This window comes from Streptomyces sp. NPDC051051 (genome assembly GCF_040682975.1).
Taxonomy (GTDB): domain Bacteria; phylum Actinomycetota; class Actinomycetes; order Streptomycetales; family Streptomycetaceae; genus Streptomyces.
On the sequence record NZ_JBFBCB010000028.1, the window covers coordinates 29,021 to 51,584 of the forward strand.

General features: G+C 72.0%; 22 protein-coding genes. 9 read left to right on the forward strand and 13 right to left on the reverse strand.

The annotated features are described in order from the left end of the window. Nucleotides 1-206: 206 nt before the first annotated feature. The 3 genes from AB0N31_RS21555 to AB0N31_RS21565 form a co-directional block, all read right to left on the reverse strand. The gene (locus tag AB0N31_RS21555) at nt 207-281 is read right to left on the reverse strand and encodes a putative leader peptide (RefSeq protein ID WP_350328511.1); all 75 of its coding nucleotides are present in this window, start codon (nt 279-281) and stop codon (nt 207-209) included. Between the two features lie 233 nt (nt 282-514). Further along, nucleotides 515-1,339: an SAM-dependent methyltransferase gene (locus AB0N31_RS21560; RefSeq protein ID WP_366059989.1), complete on the reverse strand. Its 825-nt coding sequence runs from the start codon at nt 1,337-1,339 to the stop codon at nt 515-517. Between the two features lie 179 nt (nt 1,340-1,518). Further along, the gene (locus AB0N31_RS21565) at nt 1,519-2,319 is read right to left on the reverse strand and encodes an N-formylglutamate amidohydrolase (protein ID WP_366059990.1); all 801 of its coding nucleotides are present in this window, start codon (nt 2,317-2,319) and stop codon (nt 1,519-1,521) included. Nucleotides 2,320-2,582: 263 nt separating this feature from the next. Between AB0N31_RS21565 and AB0N31_RS21570 the strand changes: the two genes are divergently transcribed. From AB0N31_RS21570 to AB0N31_RS21595, 6 genes are all read left to right on the forward strand, one after another. Next, a complete protein-coding gene (locus AB0N31_RS21570) occupies nt 2,583-2,813 on the forward strand; it encodes a hypothetical protein (protein WP_366059991.1) in 231 nt (76 codons plus the stop codon). A gap of 270 nt (nt 2,814-3,083) precedes the next feature. Then, a complete protein-coding gene (locus tag AB0N31_RS21575; RefSeq protein ID WP_366059992.1) occupies nt 3,084-3,506 on the forward strand; it encodes a WXG100 family type VII secretion target in 423 nt (140 codons plus the stop codon). A gap of 56 nt (nt 3,507-3,562) precedes the next feature. Then, nucleotides 3,563-3,877 carry a WXG100 family type VII secretion target gene (locus tag AB0N31_RS21580; protein ID WP_366059993.1) on the forward strand — a complete coding sequence of 105 codons (315 nt, stop codon included), beginning with the start codon at nt 3,563-3,565 and terminating at the stop codon, nt 3,875-3,877. A gap of 73 nt (nt 3,878-3,950) precedes the next feature. After that, nucleotides 3,951-6,203, forward strand: coding sequence for an RNase A-like domain-containing protein (locus AB0N31_RS21585; protein ID WP_366059994.1), 2,253 nt, complete (start codon nt 3,951-3,953; stop codon nt 6,201-6,203). Between the two features lie 60 nt (nt 6,204-6,263). Further along, the gene (locus tag AB0N31_RS21590) at nt 6,264-6,563 is read left to right on the forward strand and encodes an RNase A-like domain-containing protein (protein ID WP_366059995.1); all 300 of its coding nucleotides are present in this window, start codon (nt 6,264-6,266) and stop codon (nt 6,561-6,563) included. 13 nt (nt 6,564-6,576) lie between these two features. Continuing rightward, the gene (locus AB0N31_RS21595) at nt 6,577-7,233 is read left to right on the forward strand and encodes a contact-dependent growth inhibition system immunity protein (protein ID WP_366059996.1); all 657 of its coding nucleotides are present in this window, start codon (nt 6,577-6,579) and stop codon (nt 7,231-7,233) included. Between the two features lie 51 nt (nt 7,234-7,284). Here AB0N31_RS21595 and AB0N31_RS21600 read toward each other — a convergent pair whose 3' ends face one another. Then, complete coding sequence (locus AB0N31_RS21600; protein WP_366059997.1) at nt 7,285-7,410, reverse strand: hypothetical protein; 126 nt, start codon at nt 7,408-7,410, stop codon at nt 7,285-7,287. A 395-nt stretch (nt 7,411-7,805) separates the two neighbouring features. After that, entirely contained in the window at nt 7,806-8,936 is a 1,131-nt protein-coding gene (locus tag AB0N31_RS21605) for a hypothetical protein (protein ID WP_366059998.1), read from the reverse strand. 360 nt (nt 8,937-9,296) lie between these two features. On the opposite strand from AB0N31_RS21605, the gene AB0N31_RS21610 reads away from it, so the two are divergent. Next, nucleotides 9,297-9,563 carry a helix-turn-helix transcriptional regulator gene (locus tag AB0N31_RS21610; protein WP_366059999.1) on the forward strand — a complete coding sequence of 89 codons (267 nt, stop codon included), beginning with the start codon at nt 9,297-9,299 and terminating at the stop codon, nt 9,561-9,563. Nucleotides 9,564-9,638: 75 nt separating this feature from the next. Here the strand turns inward: AB0N31_RS21610 and AB0N31_RS21615 are convergent, their stop codons facing one another. Beyond that, the gene (locus tag AB0N31_RS21615; RefSeq protein WP_366060000.1) at nt 9,639-11,831 is read right to left on the reverse strand and encodes an N-6 DNA methylase; all 2,193 of its coding nucleotides are present in this window, start codon (nt 11,829-11,831) and stop codon (nt 9,639-9,641) included. Between the two features lie 335 nt (nt 11,832-12,166). Between AB0N31_RS21615 and AB0N31_RS21620 the strand changes: the two genes are divergently transcribed. Further along, nucleotides 12,167-12,760, forward strand: coding sequence for a hypothetical protein (locus AB0N31_RS21620; protein WP_366060001.1), 594 nt, complete (start codon nt 12,167-12,169; stop codon nt 12,758-12,760). A 93-nt stretch (nt 12,761-12,853) separates the two neighbouring features. Here the strand turns inward: AB0N31_RS21620 and AB0N31_RS21625 are convergent, their stop codons facing one another. The 7 genes from AB0N31_RS21625 to AB0N31_RS21655 form a co-directional block, all read right to left on the reverse strand. Further along, on the reverse strand, nt 12,854-13,639 hold the full coding sequence (locus AB0N31_RS21625; RefSeq protein WP_366060002.1) for a polysaccharide deacetylase family protein: 786 nt from the start codon (nt 13,637-13,639) through the stop codon (nt 12,854-12,856). Continuing rightward, the gene (locus tag AB0N31_RS21630) at nt 13,629-14,657 is read right to left on the reverse strand and encodes a lysylphosphatidylglycerol synthase domain-containing protein (RefSeq protein WP_366060003.1); all 1,029 of its coding nucleotides are present in this window, start codon (nt 14,655-14,657) and stop codon (nt 13,629-13,631) included. The genes AB0N31_RS21625 and AB0N31_RS21630 overlap by 11 nt, the downstream gene beginning before the upstream one ends. Before the next feature lie 185 nt (nt 14,658-14,842). Beyond that, nucleotides 14,843-15,976, reverse strand: a complete 1,134-nt coding sequence (locus AB0N31_RS21635) for a glycosyltransferase (protein WP_366060004.1) — start codon at nt 15,974-15,976, stop codon at nt 14,843-14,845. Beyond that, on the reverse strand, nt 15,973-17,307 hold the full coding sequence (locus tag AB0N31_RS21640) for an endonuclease/exonuclease/phosphatase family protein (protein WP_366060005.1): 1,335 nt from the start codon (nt 17,305-17,307) through the stop codon (nt 15,973-15,975). The genes AB0N31_RS21635 and AB0N31_RS21640 overlap by 4 nt, the downstream gene beginning before the upstream one ends. Continuing rightward, a complete protein-coding gene (locus AB0N31_RS21645) occupies nt 17,304-18,332 on the reverse strand; it encodes a glycosyltransferase (RefSeq protein ID WP_366060006.1) in 1,029 nt (342 codons plus the stop codon). Before AB0N31_RS21645 ends, AB0N31_RS21640 begins: the two co-directional genes overlap by 4 nt. Before the next feature lie 277 nt (nt 18,333-18,609). Next, the gene (locus AB0N31_RS21650; protein WP_366060007.1) at nt 18,610-19,653 is read right to left on the reverse strand and encodes a UbiA family prenyltransferase; all 1,044 of its coding nucleotides are present in this window, start codon (nt 19,651-19,653) and stop codon (nt 18,610-18,612) included. Nucleotides 19,654-19,720: 67 nt separating this feature from the next. Next, on the reverse strand, nt 19,721-20,758 hold the full coding sequence (locus AB0N31_RS21655; RefSeq protein WP_366060008.1) for an NAD-dependent epimerase/dehydratase family protein: 1,038 nt from the start codon (nt 20,756-20,758) through the stop codon (nt 19,721-19,723). A 593-nt stretch (nt 20,759-21,351) separates the two neighbouring features. Here AB0N31_RS21655 and AB0N31_RS21660 point away from each other — a divergent pair. Continuing rightward, the gene (locus AB0N31_RS21660) at nt 21,352-22,347 is read left to right on the forward strand and encodes an aldo/keto reductase (RefSeq protein WP_366060009.1); all 996 of its coding nucleotides are present in this window, start codon (nt 21,352-21,354) and stop codon (nt 22,345-22,347) included. Nucleotides 22,348-22,564: the final 217 nt, after the last annotated feature.

Below are 22,564 nucleotides of genomic sequence, written 5' to 3' on the forward strand. Positions count from 1 at the left end.
GGCGCGAACGAAGGGGGAACCCCCGCGGTCACGTGGGACCGACGGCGGAGGACCGAGGATCGAGGGCCACGGGACGGGGGCCGAGGACGTGGTGCCGATGCAGCGTCGAACCACGCCGGACACGCCGGAAGCACGTGGGACGGGGGAGGCAGACCCTGACGGGCGCGGCCCCGGACGGGCGTGCGCCGCCCGCGGGGCGTGCGGAATCAGCTACAGAGCGCCGTGGCTACCCTGAGCAGGTCGATGTGCGCGCGCTTGACGAGCTCGACGCCGGATTCCATGGGGCGGGACTATACACACCGCACATGAGTGTCGAGACGCCGGTCCCACGGAGTGGACAACGGCGCGGCTTCGGGCGGATGAGGCCCGGCGGAGAGGGAGAAGGAGAGCGGGCGGAGAGGCGGCAGGGCGCCCCGGACGCGGAGCCCCACCGCCTCGGCGGTCATCAGCGAGGACTGTCGGTACGGAACTGCCGGAACCGAACTGTCGGGACGGAACCGTCGGGCCGACCGGGTCAGGAGTCCTTCCTGGCCACTCCGCCGTAGATGCCGATCGCCGGCTGGTCGGGCCGCGGTGGCTCCTCGGGGCGCCAGTCGGTGACGCGGACCAGGCCGGGGTCGATCAGGGTGAAGTCGCCGAAGAAGTCCAGGATTCGGGCGTGCGGGCGGAGGTTCATGGACGCGGTGGCCTTGCGGTAGACGGCGGCGGCGTCCTCCCGCCGGTCCTCGTGGACGTCGCCGGTCGCGTGCGACAGGACGAGGTAGGAGCCGGCCGGGAGCGCGTCGCGGAGGGTGGCGAGGATGCCGTCCGGGTCCTCCGCCTCGGCGATGAAGTGCACGACGGCCACCAGCAGCAGCGCCACCGGCCGGTCGAAGTCGATGAGTTCGCGCACTTCGGGATGGTCGAGGACGGCCCGGGGATCACGCAGGTCGGCCAGGACGACCGAGGTGTCGGGTTCGTCGAGGAGCGCCATCGAGTGCGTGCTGACGATGGGATCGTTGTCGACGTAGGCGACCCGCGTCTCCGGCGCGACGGCCCGCGCGATCTGATGGACGTTGGGCTCGGTGGGCAGGCCCGTGCCCACGTCGAGGATCTGCCGGATCCCGCCCTCGGCGACCACGTGCTCGACGGCGCGCCGCAGGAAGCGCCGGTTGGCGCGGACGCCCTCCCGCACCTCGGGCGCCACCCTCATGAACTCCTCGGCGGCCTCCTGGTCGACCTCGTAGTTGTCCTTCCCGCCGAGGAAGTAGTCGTACATCCGGGCCGGGTGGGGCCTGCTCGTGTCGATCACGTGGGCGGCGGGGGCACCGCCCCGGTCACCGCTACCGGGGGAGGACATGTGGCCTGACTCCGTCCTGGATTCCTGAACTCGTTCACCGCGGCGACGGACCTTCATGCTGAGGGTCCGTCAACCAAGGCCGCGAACATGCATCTTGGCATGTTCGGGGGCCGGTTGCCCGGCCCCCGGTGCTCGGCGCCGTGTCCGGCGCCCGCGGTCACGCCCTGCTCACGCCCCGGTCACGCCGCGCCCACCGCGTCGACCAGCTCCGCGAGCGCGCCGGCGAGGGCGTCCAGCCCGGGACCGGCCGGGCCGCCCGGCTCGGTCATGTAGACGTCCCGGCGGATCTCGATCATCAGGGCGCTGACCCGCGGGTCCTTCCCGTAGTACGCCAGCGGGACGTACGTACCGGCGAACGGGCTGTTGATCCCCGTACCGCCGAAGCCCGCGAACACCCGCTCGGCGGCGAGCCGCAGCTCCTGCGGGGTGTGGAAACCGTCGCTGCCCAGGCAGACGGGCGGGCGCGGGCCGTCGCCGTGCAGTTCGTACGGCAGGGGCTCGGTCGGGTACGAGTGCACGTCGACGACCACCGCCCGCCTCACCGCGGCCAGCCGTTCGGCCACCGCGTCGGTCATGGCGGCGGCGTACGGCTCGAAGTACTCCGCCACGAGCGCCCGCCCGTCGTACCCGGTCGGGCGCAGCTCCTCCCGGTGCGTGGTCCGCGTGTACACCGCGCCCATGCCGACCGACAGCATCTCCTCCCGCTCGTCCGGGAACCGCTCGGGGTCGACGACCAGCCGGGACAGCCGGTTGACGAAGCGCCAGGGCGTGGTGGAGCAGCGCGCCGCGGCGGCCGCCGCGATCTGCGCGGTGTGCGAGTCGGTGATGTGGTCCAACTCCCGCTCCAGCGCGGCGTCGTCGAGCACGATGTCCTGCCGCACCGCCGCCGGTATCGCCCGCGAGGAGTGCGGGACGTGGAGGATCACGGGGGAGTCGGGGGCTCCGGGAAGGAGCTGGTAGGAGGCTGACGTGTCGTTCATGTGGGGTGTCTTCTCCGCTGGTCGTCGTGGATCGTGCGTCGGGAGGCAAGCGCGCCTCTCGCCTGGGTGGTCGGACACGAGAATTGCGTTGCCCGACCGCCCCGATGATCGTATGCGATCCTCTTTCGTGTCAACCTGTTAACCAGCGCTTTCATTTATCGGTGGTCGTCCAGGCTTCCAACGCTCGTGGAACCGGCTCGGGTACGGTGCCCGATGCACGGCACACGTACGTGACGGGTCACGGCGGGGACTCACCGGCGGACATGAACGTGGAGCAGTTCGCTGCGGGCAGGATTCTGCGCGGCAGGTGCCGGCTGGAGCGGATCCTGGGCAGGGGGGCGATGGGACACGTCTGGCAGGGGACGGACGTGTATCTGGAGCGCCCCGTCGCGGTCAGGACCGTCACCGCGGATCTTCTCGCGCCGCCCGGCTGGCGCGGCACCGCCCTGGCACGCTTCGAGAGGGAGGCCAAGGCCGCATGTATCACGCCGTGACAGGCGGCGAGGACATCGTGACGATCAGCGTCAAAAATAACGCCCACCTCGGACATCGGTACCCGCCTGGTCGAATCCCGGACGCCGGCCGCGTGGCACGGACGGGGCGCGGGTGCCCGGTGACGCCCATGGCCGAAGGCGCCGTGCCTGCCCCTCGACGGCCCTTCCACGGGCCCGCCGCCGGGCGCCGACTTCGGAAGAGCACGAGGTTACGATCACCGTGCACACGCGGTTTGCCATGCCGAAGTCACGGGGGCGGAGGTAGTAAGCATGGGTATGGGTGGAGCAGGCGCGAGCCAGGAGGGCGGCGTCGATCTGAAGGTGTCGGGCCAGGACCTCACCACACTGGCCGACGACCTCGACGACATGCAGGATCACCTGGACAAGCAGGTGAGGCGGATGGACGCGATCGTCGACCGCATCGAAGCGGGTTGGCGAGGACCGGCGGCCACGGCGTACCGCGGGTTCCACCGGGCGGCGGCCGAGGACGCCGTACGCATCCGTGAAGTGATCCGGCACATCGAGCAGGCCGTCCGTCTGAGCCGGGACGGCTTCACGGAACAGGAACTCGAGGTGATGGCCCAATTGCGGGCGATCACGGTGGACATCGACAGCGAGGTCGACAAGCTGTCGACACCGAACCCGGAGGCCACCGGGCCCGTCCCTCCGCGCAGCAGCCTCGACTCCTTCTGACGGCTCCTCCGACAGCCCTTGCGGCGACCGCGACGACATCTGTGAAACGGGGAACCATGACAACCGGGAGTGCGGACGACGGCCACATCACCGTCTCCTTCGCCACCCTCCGCGAGCTCGCCGCCGAGTTGGAGGACATCCTCAAGAAGCTCAACGACAGTCTGGACGACCTCCACGACCGGGTCGTGCCGGTGGTCCTGTCCTGGGAGGGAGAGGCCCGCGAGGTCTTCGTCGACAAACTCGACGAGTGGGACCGCTCGGCGCAGGACCTCCAGGCGGCCCAGAAGTGGCTGCACGAGTGCGCGACCACGAGCCACGTCAACTACGCGGCGGCACACCAGGCCGTGCTGCGCGGCTGGGGGGCCGGCTGATGGGGACGCCGCCGCCGGGCCAGAACCGGCACCATCGACGTCAAGCCGGCCGACCTCCACCGCGTCTCCGCAGGTGTGGCGAGCCGGCAGACGGTGGTGGACAAAGGCGCCAAGACCCCTGCTCGAAGACCTGCACAAGTACCCGGACGCCGGCGGTTACGGGACCTCGCCCCAGGCTTTCGCGACGTCGTACGTCAAGGTGGGCAACCGCTTCCTCGAGGTATGGGCCAAGAGCGTCGTCAGCATCGGCGGTGCCGCGGTCGGCTTCACCACGACGGCCAACACCTACGCGAAAGCCGAGGCGGCCAACGACCCCACCGGGAAGGCGAAACCGGTCGTCCAGCCGTTGCCGAAGGTCATCGAGAAGCCGCCCGTCTACGGCTCCGTGCCCGATCTGAAGTGGGGCGACGACGACGGCGGCGACGATTTCATCCGCAGGGTCCTGGAGTGGGTGCCCGAGCCGGTCCGGGACGTGCTGAGGCCGGTGGTGAAGCACGCCTTCCGGATGGGCAAGGTCGCCGAGGTCTATCCGTTTCCCCAGCAGCACTACCTGAACTCGCTGTCGAAGGCGTGGATGGCGACGACCACTTCGCTCTCCATGGCGGAGAGCGGGTTGACCGGGAACGTCAGCAGCATCACGCAGCAGAGCAACAGCGAGTGGCACGACGCGATGCGTCATTTCTGCAGTTCGCTGTGGGGCACGACGGCGTGGGGCAAGAGCCGTGAGGGCTACGAGTGGAAGCACGACAGCTCTTCCTCGCAGACCGCCACCCACCCCGTGATGACCGTGCTGTTCGACACGGCTCAGAAGGTCAGCGACCTCCTCTACGAGTTCGCCGAGGCGGCCGTCTACCTCAACCGCGAGGTGTGGGACGTCTACATCGAGGCCGTGCGCGACGCGATCCCCAAGGTCGAAGTCAACCTCAAGGACGGCGTCGGCATGGACGACGTCAAGGGTTTCCTCAAAGGCGTGGCCAAGGGGGTCGCCAAGGGCGCGAGCCAGCTGGGCCAGGGAATCGTCCTGAACATGGACACCGCCAAGCTGAACGCGATCGTCACCGAGTACAACCGACGGGTCGACGCGCTCGTTCCGAAACTCGACGCGCTCATGGGCCCCTTGGACGAGGCGCACCGGAGCGCCCCGAAGTTCGAGGCTCAGGAGGCGCGGGCGCAGGGCTTCGGGATGCGGGCCCTGGAGGAGTTCAAGGACTCGCAGGTCCGGCTGAAGATCGACTCGGCGGGCAAGTACGACCTCAACCTCGGCGCCAACGAGTACATGGAGAACGGCCACACCCTGGACAAGCACGTCGGCAAAACGGACGAGCAGCTCGCGCAGCGCCTGCGGGACCAGCAGACGAACGGGCCGACCCAGGCCTGGCCGTACGGCAAGCCGTACCCCGGCGCCGCGTCGTCCTTCCCGAACTACCAGCGGGCGGAGGAACTGACGGAATACAACCTCAACCAGAACAAGGCCGCCATCGAGGCGTGGATCAAGGGCCCGCCGCCGGAGGAGGGTAAATCCAAGCCGTTCTACTCGACGGCGCCCAACGGCGAGACCAGCGGCCGCAGCGTGTTCAAGCAGCCGGTGGACCCGAACGACCCGCTGTCCGGGTACAAGGAGGGCGGCATGAACGCCAAGGCGTACGACGTCACCGGCATCGACACGCGTATCAGGTATGACAGCGGCCGCAACCCGCCGTTCACCGTCATGACGTCGATGCCCTACAAGCCCTGGCAACCCTCCGAGAAAGGCCCGCACCACATGTCCGCCGAACAGGCGTCCTGGGACGCTGCGGTACGTCACCTGTACAGGGATGCGACCGCGTACATCGCCACCGGCCTGCGCGGTCACGAGGACTGGACGCTCGATGTCCTCGCACTGATGGCCCGGGCCGTGCCAGACCCCAGGGGATGGGCCCGCGTCGACGACGCGGGAGAGGACCCCGAACGTGTGGGGAACCCTACGTGGCCCTTCGTCGCCCACCCCCCGGAGTACGTCAGGCCGCGCCTCAAGGAGATTGACCGGGACAGTGCTGAGAACCTGCTCCTGGCCCTCACCGAGGGCGGCTGCACCCTGTCCAACCTCCGTTACTTCGACGAGTCCCCGGACGAGCTGAGGGCGATGGCACGCACGGTCCTCGCGCGGTACGGGGACGCGGCCACCTTTCACACCAACGTCGGCCAGACCGGCAGCGCGCCCGGCACACTCGACTTCACGCTGGAGAGCCTGGAGTACAGCCCGATGACCGTCTTCACGGAGGATTGCGGCCTCGTCGTCGTCTCGGACACCGAGGTCGGTCTGTTCTGGAACTTCAACGACCTATGACCCGGCTGCTGATCCCGTACGAGCGCAGCTCCTGACCAGGTCATTTGAGAGGATGTCCCCGTGCTGACCCGTTCCGCCTCCTACCCCGACCGGGAGACCGCCCACTGGGCCACCCAGCAGGTGGTGACCGCCAACGAGCAGGTCGTCCACCGCTGGCTCGCCCAGGGCACCCGGGCCCGCCTGACCATCGAGGCCGCCTGGCCGTCCCGTGAGGAGCCCGTGGGGCGGGTCCAGCTGGCGGGCGACCTGCTGGCCGGGCGCGGGCCCGTCGACGTCCGCGCGGCGCGCGTGGTGCTGCGCCGCGAGCCGTCGAGCCCCCACGGCTTCGTCGTCCGCACGACCGTTCCGTTCTACCTGTAGGGGCTGCCCGCACATGTTCATGAAGCCCCTCGAACACGACCGCCGGTACGGCGAGCTGGACCAGGTGATGCGCGCGTACCTGGGGCAGCCGGCCGACGACACCCCGGAGCGGCGCAGCCGCGCGCTGGAGGCGTACCTCCGTCACACCTGGCACACCCGCCCCTGGGCCGTCGCGGAGGCGGAGCGCCAGCTGCGCGAGTACAGCCGCAACCCTCCCGGTCGCGTCCGGCAGAAGCTGGGTGAGTTCTACGCGATCCCGGACACCGGGACGGCAGAGTCCGAGATCGGTGACTGGCTGGTGGTGCTGGCCGATCACCTGAAGAGGAGCGTCGAGGAGGGCGACGTCCCCGAATCGTCGTCCCCGCAGACGCACTGGGAGTGGCACGCGCGTTTCCCGGAGACCGCGCAGCTGCTCGGCGGCTGGTTCTCGCAGGACATCGTCGACGAGTTCCCCGACCACGACGCCGCCGTCGCCGACTACGCCACCACCACCGACCCCTACCTGGTCGCACGCCTCGTGGGCGAACTCCACGAGCTGCTCGCCCTCCCCCTGGACGAGGGCGACTACGCCTTGGCGGCCGCCGAACTCGGCATGGAGGTCGGTCCGCCGGAGCCGTTTTCCTACGGAGCATGGTTCCGGTCGGTGGCGACAGTCCTGTCCGGCGTCTGATCCGGCCCGCGGGCTTCCCCGCGCCGGTGGACCGGGGAGGTGGACCAGAGGTCAGCTCCAGCCCGTGAAGCCCCCGACGAAGTCCGCGTACGAGCGGTTGCCGCCGCGCGGGGAGGGGATCAGCCGGTGCTTCAGCGCCTCGCGGGCGACCGCGGGGCCGTCGCTCTCCCGGAGCACCGGCAGGCCGAGCCCTCGCTTGAGCTCCTCCTTGGCGTCCTCGAATCGGCCGGTGTCCTTGTCGAGTGTGGCTCAGCGTATCCGCCACGGCGGTCCGTGACGCCCCAGTCGTCGACCAGGGCGGTGACGAGGAGCAGCCTGCGGCCGGATTCGGCGTCGGCGTCCGGGAGAGGGGCGACGGCGGGCCGGCGCCCGCCGCGGGGCCGACGTGAACGACATGGCGAACTCACTGGTCCTCGCGGCTCCGAGGGGAGGGGGAAGCGGCGTGTGCATGCGGCCGGCGTCGCGGCCGGGCCGGGCGTGTCACCAGGAGCGACACCTGTACGGCCGCGCGCTGTACACGGACGCCGGACCGCGGCGGGGGAGCGGCACGAGAGTGCTGCCGCACGACGAGGTCAGCCCCGGCGGCACCGCTCACGAAGCTCCGCGAGGACCGCCTTCTCACGGGAGTTGACGTCACCGTCCACGGTGGCCACGCGCTCGGCCGCGTCGAGGACGTCGCCGAGATCGCCCGGCTCGGCGTCCACGCGCTTCCACACCTCGGCCGGGTCGATGGCGATGACGTGCGCGAGCTGTTCGTCGACCACCTCGTGCCGCTCCCGGACCAGCCTCACCAGATGCCGCATCAGCAGCGCCTCGTCGTCCGCGATCTTGGGGTTCGTTCCGATGACGAGCCATGCGACCCACAGCATCAACTGCGGGTGCCGGCTGTTCCTGCTCATCCCCTCGGCGAGTTCGATCACCCGCGCCTCGTTCCGGAAGACGGCCCGAGCGTGCCGGCCGGCGAGCAGAGTCGTGTAGCGGTTCAGCAGGACGGCGAGGGGGACGCCGACCAAGGGGATGCCGATCTTGATGATGTTGCGCTGAAGGAGGTGCTTCCCGACGACGGGGAGCGCCTTCCCTGCAGTGAGTGCCGATCCGGAGTAGAAGCGCTTGACCAACGGTCGCACCAGGGCCGGGACCGCTTTGACCACGGTCTTGTTGGCCGCTTCCCCGCTCTTGATCGTGAAGGCCACGCGGATGAGCTTCCACAAGTCCTCGGGGTCGTGCACGTCGAGCGGGACCCGGTAGAGCACGGAGACGTCGTAGGCCAGGCGAAGCTGGAGCTGGGTGAGGAACGCGACGTCGACCATCATCGTTGCCACGGCCGCGGGGACGGTCACCGGTGAGGCACCCCCGAGGCTCCCGATGGTGGCGGCGACGGTCGCCGTGTAGGCCCCGGCCGAGAGCCCGCCTTCGAGCGCGGCGTACCGGGACGCCATCTTGATCCGCTGATCCACGATGACGTCCGCGGGCACACCCGCGTACCGGTCCTGGAAGTACTGCCAGTCGACCTTCTCGGTGTACGCGTTCATGGCGTGAGCGGCGAGCTTCGTGAACCAGTTGCCCGACTTGATGTCGTCCGCGCTCAGGCCCTTGACGAAGTCCTTGATCTCGGCCTGCTCCTGTTCGACGACCTTCCGGTCGGCGGCGTCACCGGCTTCGTCCGTACCGGTGTCGGCAGCGTGCGTCGGCGCGTCTGTCACGGCGGTTCCCCCAGACTGTTCCGCGGCCGGCCGGCCGAGCTGCGGGGCGCGGGCCCCGGCTGCCGTCTCCGCGCGTTGCTTCGGCGAGCGGCACAACAGCCGCTCGACGCCCTCCCCTGGAGGCGCAACTCTAACGTCTCGTCACGCGATCGGCGCCGCCTCGGGAGACGGGGGCGCTGGTGTACAGGCGGGGGCTGTGCGTGGAGAGGGCGGGTGCTGGTACGCGGTACGGGGGGAGCGGCGCCGAGTGGCGCGAAAGTCACGGTCCGTGTCCCTGGAGTGAGGTGTGAGTGACGGTGGGGTGCCTGCGGCGGGACGCGGGGCGGGTGCCTCTGCACGGCGGACGGGGTGAGGTCACCGGTGACGGCTCAGGGCGGCAGTGAGGGTGAGAGGGGCATCCTGCGGTGTTTCGGGCGGCAGTTGCAGTTGCCGCGGGCGAGCCGGGGGCTGACGCGGGCGGAGCTGGGCGCGAAGCTCGGGTACGGCGAGGACATGGTCGCGTCGGTGGGGCTGGGGCGGCGCATCCCGGGGCCGGAGTTCATCGAGCGGGCGGACGCGGTGCTGGAGGCCGGTGGGCGATCATGGCGAGCGTCTGATCAGCGGCGATGCGCGCCTGAGACACGGTAGTGGACGCGGTGGGGGCCGGGGGCGGGGATTGCGGGACGGAGGCATCGACCCCCCCCGGCGCGGAAGCCACGGAAGTCACGAGGACGGACCGCCCCCCGGTGTCCGTGGCGCCCCGTCCCGCTCCGGAAGCAGTTGCCCCCCGGTCAGCCCGCCCGCCAGCAGCCGTGCCGTCTCCTCCGCCAGCCGCGTCGCCCGCCGGGCCTCGGCCCGCAGTTCGTGCACGTGCCGGAACGCCTCCCCGTACCGCCGCTGCTCCTCCAGCGGCAGCAGGGGTACGCGCAACCGGCCCGGACTGACGGTGAGGACCGTGCTGCCGGTCGACGCGCCCGCGATGTTCTCCTCCGCGCCCAGGAACCCGGCGAGGAACCAGGGGTCCAGGCGGGCCGGGTCCGGCCGGAAGAGGTGGACGTGCGGGCCGAGCAGCGCGCCGGCGTCCTCCTCGCCGGCGACCCGCGTCATCGGGCCGTCCCCGCCCGCGACCGCCCGCACGAGGACGTCTCCGACGGCGACCGGCGGCGCCACCGCGCCGCGCAGCTCCGCCGGGTCGCCCGTGGGGCCCGACCCGCACGCGATGTCGGAGCCGGTGAGGACCGCGCGGGCGGCCTCGGTCCCGCCGTCCCCCTCGCCGTCGCCGCCCTCCGCGCGTGTGCCCCGCGCGCCCTCCGGCACCGTCCGCAGCAGGGTGAGCGCCCCGCCGCGCGAGAGGTCGGCCGCCGTCGCCGTCCGCCACTCGCGTACCGCGGCGCCCGCGCTCCTCCACTCCTCGTGACCGGCCGCCCGTGCGAGAGACTTCGCGGCCTCGGCGAGGTCGCGTCGCGTCGCGTCGACCTCCGCCGTCAGTTGCGCCGGATCGACCTCGGAACGTGACGCCCGTACGAGACGCGCCGGGGTCAGGTCCACCACGTCGTCCAGGAGGTCCACCACCCCGACCGCGTGCGCGACACCGGGTTCGCCCTCGAACGTGTCCGGGCTCTCCGCGAACGCCCGCCACGCCCCCAGGACCCGTGCCGTGATCGCGGCCCAGTCCAGGGAAGCGGACCGGCTCGCCCCGCCCCGCGTGCGGCCGGCTCCGGCCGTACCGCCGCCTCCCGGGCCCGTCGGCGTTTCCGCCGCGTCCACGAACAGCACCGACTTGCGCTCCGGGCCGCCCGGCTCGGGCCGTTGCAGCACCCAGACCTGGAGACCGACGTGCAGCGGCACCGACGCGCCGACCGGCAGGGCGATCACCGCGCGCAAGGCTCCGTTCCGTACCAGCTCCGCCCGTACGCGGCGGCCCGACGCACGGCCCGCCACGGCCGGCGGCAGGATCAGGGCCGCGTGACCGCCGGGAGCCAGGTGGGCGAGCGCGTGCTGCACCCACGCCAGCTCCGATTCCGCGCGCGGCGGGACGCCGTACGCCCAGCGCGGGTCGTACGCCAGCTCGTCGTGGCCCCAGTCGCGGACGCCGAACGGCGGGTTGCACAGCACCGCGTCGGCGACCAGGCCGGGGAAGGCGTCCGCGCGCAGGCTGTCGGCGGCGCGCACGGTGACCGCGGCCTCCGGTGCCGTCAGCATCAGGCTGACGGCGCTGCGCCGGGCCTGCACGGGGAGCGTGTCCTGGCCGTACAGCTCGCGTGCGCCCCGCCGGGCGGCGGCCGCCAGGAGGGTGCCGCTGCCGCAGGCCGGGTCGAGGACGCGGGCCGGGGAGCCGGGGACCAGGTGCGCGATGAGGTCCGCGAGCTGCGCGGGGGTCCGGTACGCACCGGAGGCGGCGCTGTCCTCCAACTCCCGCTCCGCGAGCACGCCCAGCGCGGCCTGCCCGCCCTCGTCGCGTACGCACGTGTACAGCGCGCGCAGCACCGCCGCGTCGTCCGCCTCGAAACGGACGGCGTCCGCGGCCGGCACGGCGTCGGCCGCGGTGGCCACATCGCGCCCGGCGCGGGAGACGAGGTCCGCGTCCGGCGACTGCGCGGCGGCCGTCAGCTCCTCCGGTGACAGGCCCGCCGCCGCGAGGACGAGGAGCAGGAAGCCCGACGTGCCTCCACCGCCCTGCGCGTGCAGGCGCAGCGTCGTGCGCAGTTCCTCCGACGGGCTCGCCGCCGACATGTGGCCGCGCGAGGCGAGCCACGAGCGCACCGACTCCAGGTCGTACAGCGGACTGCTGTCCGTGCCGCCGGACGGCGCCGGGAAGTCGTCATGCCGACGGCGCCAGTTGCTGACCGTGGCGCGCGTGACTCCCGCGATGCGGGAGATCTCGGCGGCGGTCACCTGGGCGGATGGCTGGGGCATGAGGGGAGTCCTGGCTCTCTGGCGTGCGGATGGGAACGTCAACAACCTATAGCACCCGTCAAATCTGTCGGCATGTTTGACGATGCTTTCAGTGTCATGCTTATCTGTGGATGCTTCCGAAGGGAAGCGGTCGTCCGGCAGGTCCGCTGCCGGGGGTGTGCCCCGACGTCGTGCCCCGACGTCGTGCCGTTCCGGCACGCCGGGCCGTACCGCGGCGGGCGCCTTCCGTGCCCCTCCGACGGGCGGCTCCGCACCACAGGCCGGCACCGACCCACTCGCTCACCGCCCCCGCCCGCACCGCGGGTCAGCCCGGGCGACACCGAACGGAGTACTCCATGACCACCCCGAACCCCACCCCGCAGCCCGGCCCCACCCCGCCGCCTGCTCCCCTCGCCCCGCAGCCCGGCTGGGGCCCGATGCCGCCGGTCCCGTCGGCCTCCGTCGCGCTCGCGGCCCGCCGCAAGCAGCGGATCACGTACGGGGCCACCGCCGCCGTCGCCCTGTTCGTCGGCGTCGGGATCGGGGCCGGCGGCGGCGGTGAGTCGGCGGCCGACGCCACCACCGACGCGAAGGCCGGGCCCCGCCCGACCGTCACCGTCACCCGGACCGCGAAGGGTGAGGCGGCCCCCGCCCCCACGGTCACCGAGACGGTCACCGCCCGGCCGAAGAAGACCGAGCCGGCCGGTCCCGCGACCACCTTCTCGGGCGAGGGCGAGTACCTCGTCGGCGAGGACGTCAAGCCGGGGACGTACAAGACGGCCGGTTCCGAGGGCGCGTTCGGCTGCTACTGGGAGCGGGCCAAGGACGCCAGCGGCGAGTTCGGCTCGATCATCGCCAACAACAACCTGGAGGGACCGGGGCGGGTGACCCTCGACAAGGGGGAGTACTTCAAGACGAACCGGTGCCAGGAGTGGAAGCGGGTCGGCTGAACGAGCCGTTCGAACACCGTGAAGCGGTGCCCGCCCCTCCCGCCTGCTGCGGGCCGGCGGGCACCGCTCGTGGCTCTCCTCCGGGCCGGGACGTCACAGTGCGGTGAACAGGGTGCCCCGTTCGCGCAGCCGGGTGAGTGCCAGGTCCAGCGCCTTCACGGTGCGGGAGCGGTCGCCGCCGCCGTCGTGGCAGAGGACGATGTCGCCCGGGCGGGCCCGCGCGACCCGCTCGGCGATACGGTCCGCGGGGGGCTCCCGCCAGTCCTTGGGATCGACCGTCCAGTCCACGGGCGTCAGACCGTGGTCGCGTGCGGCCGCCAGCACACGACGCGACCAGCCTCCGGCCGGAGCCCTGAACAGAGCGGGTCTGACGCCGGTCTCGCCGGTCACCACCCGCTGGGTCTCGTGCAACTCCCGGGCGACGGCCGCCGCCGGCAGTGCGGCGAACGGCTGGAAGTGCGAGTACGAGTGGTTGCCCAGGTGATGGCCGGCAGCCAGGAGACGTCGCAGCAGCCCGGGGTGTTCCCGGGCACGCTCGCCGACCACGAAGAACGTGGCCTCCACCGCATGGGCGGCGAGTACGTCGAGCAGGGCCGGTGTCCACGTGGGGTCGGGACCGTCGTCGACGGTGAGAGCGACGGGCGTCGCCACGTCGGACGGCTCACCGGCGCCGACGGCCGTTCCCCCACCCCTGCCGGGGACCGGTCCGGCGACCGCGTCGCCGTGCGGCACGCGGAACACCGGGCCGCGCGCGAGGAGGGGCTCCCTCCCGCCGTGGCCCGCCTTCCCGGTGCGCAGCGCCTCGGCGCGGCGGACGATGCTCCACGCCACCTGGGAGCCCAGGGCGCGCAGGGCCGCGGGACGCGTGTCATGCGACACGGGGCACCTCCTCGGTGACCTCGGACGTGGCCCGGTCGTGGCCGCGCCGGGCCCACCGGACGGCCAGCAGCGCCGCACCCGCGCCGACGATCTCCGTGACCGTGCAGCACACACGGCTGGCCAGGGCCGCCGCTCCGGCCTGCGCCCAGGGCAGGTCGGCCGTCAGGACCACCATCAGAACGACCTCACGCACGCCCGCACCACCGGGCACCACCAGGGCGGCCGCCCCCGCCGCCGCGGCCAGGGCGAACCCTCCCACGCACAGGGCGAGGGAACCCGTCGAGGACGCCCCGAGCACCACCGCGATCATCCACAGGTGCGCGCCGCCGACGAGCCAGGACAGCACTTCCCAGACGACCGCACGGCGCAGGTCGCCGTCCGCGACGTGCAGGTCCGGTGCGGGGCGGCGCAGCAGCCGGGCCGCCCGGCCGGCCGCCCGTACGATGACGCCCGGCCTCCGCAGCAGTACCGCCAGGGCGAGGGCCACCGGCAGCAACCACCAGGCACCGTCGCCCATCACGCGCGGTGCCGCCAGCGTCCCCACCACCGCGGCGGTCAGCAGCACCACCACGGAGTTGAGGACGTAGGCCGTGACCATGCGCTGTGCGGTGACTCCGTGGCGGCGCCCGAGATGCACTCCGGCCAAGGCGCTCCAGAAAGGGCCGGGCAGGTACTTCCCGAGGACGGTCGCACCGAAGATCTGGCACGTGGGACCCCAGGACAGCGGGCTCCCCAGACCGGTGACCGTGCTGCGCCAGGAGGCCATGCTCAGGGCCAGCCCCGCCAGGTTGACCACTGCCGAGCCGACCAGCCAGGGGGCGGCGCCGTCACGGGCGAGCAGCTCCCGGACGACATCACCGCTGCCCCCGAGGGCCCGCCACATCCCGTACCCGGCGCCGGCGATCAGCGCCGCCGCCAGGAGGGGCCGGAGCAGCGCGGTCCAGCCGCGCCTGCCCGCCGGCGTTCCCCCGGGGCCTTCCGGCACACCGCCGGTCGGCGGCTGGGCTCGTTCCCGCACGGCCTGTGCGCGCGCGTCGGCCTGGATACCGGGCTCCCGAGCCGGGACGGCCGGTACCTCGGGATGTCCGGAGTCCGGCTCCCCGGGGGCTTCCCCGGGCGTTCCGCGAGACTGTCCGGGAAGGGGCACTCCTGTCCGTCCCGGGTGGATGACGGGCGCGCCCCCGGTGTCGTGCACGGTTTCGGTCATCCCGTTCGTCCTTCGATCGCGTCGGGCCTGCCGACGCCCGAGCCCGCGTCGGACCCGGCGGGGAGGTCCGTGCCGTGGGACGGACCGTCGGCGACCCCGCCGAAGCCGGGGTCGAACCTGCTGCGCAGCCAGCCCGTGCCGGCGCCGAGCGCGATCTGCAGGTTGACCAGTAGGTGCAGCCCGATGAACAGCGGCAGGAAACCGAGCCCCCGCCGGCGCCGCACGAAGCGCAGCAGGGACGGATCGGCGCAGGCGAACGCCAGGATCCCGAGGACGGGAAGCACCCCGAAGGGCGCGGCGAAGACCGCGGCCGGCACGGTGGCGACGGTGAACGTGGCCGCCGCCACCCCCGCCATGCTGTTCGCCCGCAGCGCTCCGGGGCGGCGGCGGTGGGCGGCGGCGAAGGGGAGCAGGTACTGGGCCCGCCGGAACTGCTCGCGCAGCATGGGACCGAGCCGGTGCTCCTCGTCGTGGGCGGCGACCACCTGGTCGGTGAGCAGGATGCGGTAACGGGCGGAGAGCCGTTCGCTGTACTCCACGTCCTCGCTGTCGCGCAGCGCGGGATGGAAGGGGCCGATCTCCTCGAAGACCCGGCGGGGTACGGCCGCCGCGGCGAAGAACGCGGTGGGGGTCGGACCCACTCCCTTGAGGCGCCAGTGATGGGCGTGCAGGGTGCGGTACCACTCGACCGGCCCGTGGTCCACGAGGGGTACGGGGTCGATGATGCCGTGCACACAGCCGAGTCCGGGGTCCGCCCGCAGCAGCCGTACGGCGTTCTCCAGCGAGTCGGGGGACAGGGCCTGGTCGGAGTCGAGGAAGAACAGGATGTCGCCCCGCGCGGCGGCGGCACCGGCGTTGCGCGCGGTGGAGACACCGCCGTTGGTGTCGGCGCGCAGGACACGGCAGCCGAAGCGCTCCGCGACAGCGACGGAGTCGTCGGTGCTCGCGTCGTCCGACACGATGATCTCGAACGGCTGGAGGGTCTGCCGGCGCAGGGAGGCCAGGCACAGTTCCAGCGTCCCCGCGTAGTTGTAGTTGGGGATGACCACGGACACCCGGGGAGGCGCGTCGCCGGGATCGCCGCCGCCGTCACCGGGAACGGCCGCCGTCGCGGGGTCGGTGCCGGTCACAGGGACACCTCCAGGATCTGCGCTCGGTGATCGGACAAGCTGTTCATGTCGTCGAGGCGGTAACCGTCCACGGTGACCGCTCCGGTGGAGAACGCCCAGTCGAGCCGCCACAGGCCGAGAACCGGGACGAGTTCGTTCCAGGTACGGGGGTACAGACCACCGCCGCTGTCCGCCGCGTCGCGCAGGGTGGCGCGCAGTTCGTCCATCTCCCCCATCACGGGGCTGCTGTTGAAGTCCCCCGCGACCACGGCGGCGGCACCACGTCGGCGCTGCTCGCGCAGTTCCGCCTCGAGCCCTTCGAACTGCGCCGTCCGGGTCCGCTGCCGCTCCCGCAACATGCCGAAGAACGAAGGGGAGACGAGGTGCGGTCCGGGATCGATCTGCACGGGGATGTGGACGTTGTACAGGGACAGGGGTCGGCCGTTCACCCGGATGTCGACGCGGAGCGTCTTCACCGCGCGGTAGACCTCCAGCCACGGTGCGTCGGGCCGGTCGGCGATCGCGCCGCCCGGACCCACCAGCTCGTATCCGGTCACGGGGAAGCGGGACAGCGTGATCAGCTCACCCCGGGAGACGACGTGATAACCGGGGAACTCACGGCCGATGCGCGCCAGGTCGTCGACCGGCCTCAGGTTCTCCTGCCGGTAGTCGATCCCGTGCACGTACTCCTGCAGCAGGTAGACATCCGCCCGCTGGGCCCGCAGGGTCGCCCAGAACCGGTCGGTGTCGACGTCCTGGCCCCACCAGGTGGTGTTCCAGGAGACGACGCGCAGGTCACCGGTGGCCGACGAGCCCTGGTGGGTCAGCGCGGACAGCCGTATCCCGTTGCGGGGCCAGCTCACCACGGCCGAGACGAGCGCCAGGCAGCACACCAGGAGCAGGGCCGTACCGCGCGGGCGGCGCCCCGGCGCCGTACGCCCGCGGAGTCCCGAACCCGTGACGGAACCGGAGGCCGGTGTGCCGGCGCTCGCCGGGACCACGCTGCCCGACGTGTCGGAACCCTCCTCGGCTCCGCTCGCGACCGCGACGCCGGCTCCCCGCCCGCGCCGCCCGTTCCGCCGCAGCGCCAGGACACCGGCTGCCGCGGTCAGCAGCACCGGCACCAGCAGGAAGGTCACGGGCGGCAGGAGATCGGGTGCCAGCATCACCCACCACCGGCCGCTGATCAGACGCTGCAGCACCGTGTAACAGACCCACAGCACGGCCAGGGTCACCAGGAAGCGGACCGCACGGCCCTGCCCGGGACGGCTCGTACGGGCCCGTTCTCCGTTGTCCGGACCGGGCTCCTCGAGGACGGTGCCCCCGGGAGCCGGCCCGTGGAAGACGGTCACAGGGCGGCCGCAGCGGACGGGACCGCCTGGTCGCGGTCGTACAGCCTGCGGAACGACGAGGAGAGCAGCCAGTGCGCCGTGCCGAAGGCCACTCCCGCCACGACGGTGAGGTTGAAGGTCAGCTGCACGCCGACGAAGGCGGGCATGAACAGCAGTCCGCGCCGCGCGGCGACGAAACGGTACATGCCGAAGTCGAGACCGATGGCGGCGCCGAACAGCAGGGCCGGCAGCGCCCACCCGGCCGGGCCCAGCACGACCGGAGCCGCCAGCGACACCACCGCCAGCGCGGAGGCGAGGCTCGCCCAGGAACGGGAAGCCGTCTCGAAACCCTTGGCGAACCGCTTGCGCCGGGCGTAGAGCGGGACACGCAGCCGCCCCCGGGTGAAGATCTTCCGCACCAGCGGCCACATCTCGTGATCGTCGTCGTGCGCGCCCCGGACGGCCGGGGTGAGCAGCAGGTCGTAGCGCTGGCTGAGCCGCTGCCCGTAATCTACCTCCTCGGTCTGCCGCAGCCTGGGGTTGAACGGGCCGATCTCCTCGAAGACCTCCACGCGCATGGCGCACATGGCGGAGATCAGGAAGCTGACCGTGCCCTCGGAACTGGTCCTCCAGTAGTACGCCTGGAGGCAGCGGCACTCCTCGACGAGGCTGTCCCGGATCAGCGGCTCGGGCTCGTACATGCCGCACACCGCGCCGATCCCCGGGTTGTCCCGCAGCAGGTCGACGGCGGCGCGGACGGCACCGGCGCTCAGCGCCACGTCCGAGTCGAGGAAGAAGAGGATGCTGCCGCGGGCCCGGGCGGCCCCGGTGTTGCGGGCGACGGCGACGCCGCTGTTGGTGCCGGTGCTCACCACGGTCACACCGTGGGACTGCGCTATCTCCTCGGAGCCGTCCGTGCTGCAGTCGTCGACGACGATGATCTCCAGGTTCGGGTAGTCCTGGTCCTTGGCGGACTGGATGCACAAGCCCAGGGAGCGCCCGTAGTTGTAGTTGGGGATGATCAGGGAGACCAGTGGTTCTTCCATGGGGTCCTTACTTTCTTGACTCTTCGGTTCGTGTCGCCGGTCGCCGGTCGCCGGTCCGCCGTGTCCCGGTGCCCTACGGCCCGTGCCGCCGCCGCGCACCCGGCCCGCGTTCTTCCCGCCGGTCACGAAGGGGCCTCGCGACCGGCGGGGCGCGGCCGGGAGGGCAGCGGGACACGCAGGAACAGCGGATACGAGGGGGAGGGAGGAGCGGCGGAGGCTGTGGCGCCGGCGGGCGTGGAGGCGGGGAGCGGCGCGCCCGCAGGGCGTCGTGCGGGCCTCAGGAGAGCAACATGAAGGCGCCGGTCCACACCAGTCCGCAGCCGACCATCAACCGGTCCCGGAACAGCGTGCGCACCGGGTCGGCGCCGCCGTCGCCCACGAGCAGCAACTGCAGATAGCGGAAGACGGCGAACACCGAGGTGCCCAGCGTCAGGAAGACGAGAACCGTGGCTTCGGGGCTCTCGTCGGGAGCGGCCGTCAGGTAGATCCCGAGGGTCACCGCGGACAAGGTGGCGCTGACCAGGGTGAGGTAGTCGATGAACTGCACCGAGTACCCGGCGAGGGCGGGCCGGTGCTCCCCGCCGACGTCGAGGAGTTCCCTGCGGCGCTTGCCGAGTGCGAGCAGCAGACAGCCGGTCAACACGGTCAGCAGCAACCAGGACGACGGCCGGGCGTCCAGCGCCAGGTAGCCCTGGACGGCGCGCAGGACGAAGCCCACGGCGACCACGAAGGCGTCGACGAGTGACACGTGCTTCAGCCGGTAGCTGTAGGCGAGGTTGAGCGCCAGGTACACCAGCACCGGCCAGGCCCGTTCCAGGGAGGCCAGGGCGACGCCCGCCGCGAGGGCGGCGCAGACCATGGCCAGGTAGCTCCAGGCCGCACCCGGGGACAACTCGCCGGAGGCCAGCGGGCGGTGGCTCTTGGCCGGGTTCAGGCGGTCGCGCTCCCGGTCGAGGATGTCGTTGAGCACGTAGACGGCTATCGAGGCCAGGGTGAACAGGGCCGTCGCCGCCAGCACCGCGAGCGCCGCTTGTGCCGTACCCCGGTGCAGGAGGACCGCCGGCAGGGCGATGACGACCGGGTTCTTCGCCCACTGGTAGGGCCGTGACAGGCGCAGCAGCGCACGGGGGACGCGCAGCACGCGGTGCAGGGGGCCCCCGGGCGGTCGCGCCACCGGGGAAGCGCCGTGCGCGGCGGGCGTCGGGAGGACGACGGAGGGGGTGGACGCCGTGGCGGCGGGTGCGCCGGGGACGGTGGGCGCGGACGAGGCGGGAGCGGGGATTGAAGGGAGTGGGGACACCGTGGAGTTGACGCCGGGCATGACTCTCCTCAGGACCGATGTGAGGGGCGGGGGTGCGCGAATGCTCTCGAGCCGGTCTCACAACGGTTCAGAAGACCGCCTTCGCCAGTTTGAGCGCTCCCTGCCCCCAGGCGTCGCGGCTGGTCCTGCCGCCCGCTCCGGCACCACCGCGGCGTGAACGCGACCGCCACCACGCGAAACTGCGCAGGATGGCCTCGCGGTTGGAGTGACGCGGCGTGAAGCCCAGCCGCTCCTGCATGCGGGTGATGTCCATGTAGGAGTCCATGCGCAGCTTGTGGATGAGTCGCATGTAGACGGGGGAGAGACGGGCCCGGGCGAGCAGCTCCAGGGTCGCCACGGCGGGTCTCATCGGCAGTCCGATGACACGCTTGCCGTGCCCGGCGGCGTCGAGCACCGTCTGGAAGTCCTCCCGCAGGGTCCCGAACTCCGCGGAGCCCACGTTGAATTCCGTGTCGACCGCCTCCGCGGGGGCCTCGGCGGCCAGCAGGATGACGTCGATGAGGTCCTCGACGTCCAGCATCTGGCTGCGTACGCGGCCGTCGCCGAGCACGGGGAAGTGGTGTCCCTCGTCGGCCCACTCGAAGAGCATCGCGAAGATGCCGAGACGTCCCGGCCCCAGGAACGTCTTCGGGCGGAGCACGGGGACGACCATGCCGTCGGCGCGGGCCTTCTCCACCAGCTCCTCGGCCCTGGCCTTCGCCGTGCCGTAGGGGTCGATCGGCCGGCGGGGGTGTGTCTCCGGCGTCGGTACCAGGGTGGGCAGTCCGTACACGGACCCCGTCGACAGATGGACGACGCGCGGCACGTCCTCGCTCGCCGCCGCGGCGAGCACCGTGCGCGTTCCCCCGACGACGATGGAGTCGATCTGGGCCGGGGGGTAGCTGGGGAGGGCCGAGGCGCTGTGCACCACCAGGTCGGCGCCCTTGACGGTCTGCCGCAGCAGGGCGGCGTCGCGGATGTCGCCCGTGACCAGCCGGGCGGCGGGTGAGTCGCCGCGGTGCGCCAGATCGATTCCCACGACCTCGCAGCCGCTCTCGGCCAGCCGCCGCACCAGCGCGGTGCCGAGCATGCCGCTGCTGCCCGTGACCACTACGCGGTTAAGCACGTCGGCGTCTCCGTCTGTGCGGCGCCGGGGAGGCGGTGGGGCGCGCCGTGGGACACGGGGAGAGCCGGCTCCGGCAGCGTCGGCGTGTCGACGGCGGGAACGCTCTGGCACGAGACTCCGGCATATGACAGAGCTGGAGGTGCGTGGAGGGGAGAAGGCTGTTTCACGCTGATTCCGTTCGTTGCGTCATGCGAAGAGATCGGTGAACGCTGGAGCGGGACACCCGTCGGCGCTGGCGGGCCGTCTCGCCGGAACGATGACATGGGGTCAGGTGTCGGGTGAAGAAGCATCGTCATCTGACGATCAGTCAGCGAAAGCATGCAGCCGATCTCGGTCCCCCGTCGGCCGTGTCGGGCGGATGTCGCGCGGACGACGCCGACATGTCGACTTCGCGTTGAGCGTGGGAGCGCTTCCACGGCTTCGCCCGTTTTGGTGGACAACGATGTCGGCAACGTTGCCGATGTGGGCGCGAAAGCCGCATGCCGAGACCCCGTATCGGGCACGCGAGAAGTGACCGGAAAGGTTCTGTGCGATCACCGGGGGTGATCATGCTCTTGTGCGCAGCCGTCGCCGGACCCCTAAGGTCCCCTCGTATGAACGCCTTGCAGCACAGAAAACTGGGACACAGCGACATCGAGGTCGGAGCACTGGGATTCGGGTGCTGGGCGATCGGCGGTGAGTGGCAGGACCCCGACGGCAATCCGCTCGGGTGGGGAAGGGTCGACGACGACGAGTCCGTCGCCGCGGTGCACCGGGCACTGGACCTCGGCATCACCTTCTTCGACACGGCCGACACCTACGGCGCCGGCCACAGCGAACGTGTCCTCGGACGAGCTCTGCGGGGACGACGGGACGAGGTCGTCATCGCGACCAAGTGGGGCAACACCTTCGACGAGCGCACCCGGACCCTCACGGGCGCCGACGACTCGCCCCACTACGTCCGCCGGGCGCTCACCGCCTCCCTGGAGCGTCTCGGCACCGACCGCGTGGACCTGTACCAGCTCCACCTGTCCGACGCACCCCTCGACCGGGCCCTCGAACTGCGGGACGCCTGCGAGGAGCTGGTGGGGGAGGGGCTGATACGCGGCTACGCGTGGAGCACGGACGACCCGCGGAGAGCCGCGCTGTTCGCCGACGGCCCGCACTGCGTCGCCGTCCAGCACGCGGCCAACGTGCTGCAGGACGCGCCGGAGATGTTCGCGCTCTGCGCCGACCGGGACCTCACGAGCATCAACCGCAGTCCCCTCGCGATGGGACTGCTGGCCAGAAGGACGCAGAAGGGCGGCGGACCCGTCGACGCCGGCGACATCCGCGCGGTGCCCCCGGCCTGGCTCACGTGGTACGACGAGGGCGGAGTGCCCGCTCCCGCCTGGGCGGAGCGGGTGGCGGCCGTCCGGGAGGTGCTGACCAGCGGTGGACGCACACTGGCCCAGGGCGCACTGGCCTGGCTGTGGGCCCGCAGCCCGCACAGTCTGCCGATCCCCGGCTTCCGCTCGGTGGCCCAGGCACAGGAGAACGCGGCAGCCATGACGCACGGGCCGCTGGGCGAGGACCAGATGAAGGAGATCGAGGAGCTGCTGAACGACTGACGACCGTGTGCCCGGACGCGTCGTGGCGCGCCGGGGAACCCTGTTGTGCCGGACGAACGCAAGCGCTCCCCAAAGGGGGAGGTTCGTGATTCCTTTCGGTCGAGGGGGCTTCGGGGTGATGGCGTGGGCGACGCCCCGGCCGCGTACGGGGTGGATGAGCATGGGTGCCGGTGCCGGTCCTCGTCACGCGTCGGGTCCACGGACGCGGCCGGCCGAG

Bases quoted from the DNA above. Each gene is read 5' to 3' on its own strand.
- AB0N31_RS21580 (WP_366059993.1), top strand. From the start codon at position 3,563: ATGACAACCGGGAGTGCGGACGACGGCCACATCACCGTCTCCTTCGCC.
- AB0N31_RS21570 (WP_366059991.1), top strand. From the start codon at position 2,583: ATGAACGTGGAGCAGTTCGCTGCGGGCAGGATTCTGCGCGGCAGGTGC.
- AB0N31_RS21575 (WP_366059992.1), top strand. From the start codon at position 3,084: ATGGGTATGGGTGGAGCAGGCGCGAGCCAGGAGGGCGGCGTCGATCTG.
- AB0N31_RS21620 (WP_366060001.1), top strand. From the start codon at position 12,167: ATGACCACCCCGAACCCCACCCCGCAGCCCGGCCCCACCCCGCCGCCT.
- AB0N31_RS21615 (WP_366060000.1), bottom strand. From the start codon at position 11,831: ATGCCCCAGCCATCCGCCCAGGTGACCGCCGCCGAGATCTCCCGCATC.
- AB0N31_RS21645 (WP_366060006.1), bottom strand. From the start codon at position 18,332: ATGGAAGAACCACTGGTCTCCCTGATCATCCCCAACTACAACTACGGG.
- AB0N31_RS21565 (WP_366059990.1), bottom strand. From the start codon at position 2,319: ATGAACGACACGTCAGCCTCCTACCAGCTCCTTCCCGGAGCCCCCGAC.
- AB0N31_RS21560 (WP_366059989.1), bottom strand. From the start codon at position 1,339: ATGTCCTCCCCCGGTAGCGGTGACCGGGGCGGTGCCCCCGCCGCCCAC.
- AB0N31_RS21650 (WP_366060007.1), bottom strand. From the start codon at position 19,653: ATGCCCGGCGTCAACTCCACGGTGTCCCCACTCCCTTCAATCCCCGCT.
- AB0N31_RS21595 (WP_366059996.1), top strand. From the start codon at position 6,577: ATGTTCATGAAGCCCCTCGAACACGACCGCCGGTACGGCGAGCTGGAC.
- AB0N31_RS21660 (WP_366060009.1), top strand. From the start codon at position 21,352: ATGAACGCCTTGCAGCACAGAAAACTGGGACACAGCGACATCGAGGTC.